The following is a 292-nucleotide window of genomic DNA, read 5'->3' on the forward strand; positions in this document are numbered from 1 at the left end:
TACTTGCTATTAGATGCGCTGGTTTTGGTGGTGTTCCTTACTGGGGTGTTGTGATTGGCTTACTTTCCATTGGATTCGCTGGTTTTGGTGTTGTTCCTGACTGTGGTGTTGTAATTGGCTTACTTTCCATCGGATTCGCTGATGTTGGTGTTGTTCCTGACTGTGGTGTTGTAATTGGTTTACTTTCCATCGGATTAGCTGGTGTTGGTGTTGTTCATAACTGTGGTGTTGTAATTGATTTGCTATCCATCGGATTAGCTGGTACAGGTGTCGTTCCTGAATGTTGTGTTGT

1 pseudogene is annotated in these 292 nt (G+C 43.5%); it reads right to left on the minus strand.

What is annotated here, in order from left to right:
- Positions 1-40: 40 nt before the first annotated feature.
- Positions 41-292: pseudogene (locus JDS95_RS31480) on the minus strand (hypothetical protein); the annotation flags it as partial.

This window comes from Bacillus cereus group sp. N24 (genome assembly GCF_016483345.1).
GTDB classification, from domain to species: Bacteria; Bacillota; Bacilli; order Bacillales; family Bacillaceae_G; genus Bacillus_A; species Bacillus_A toyonensis.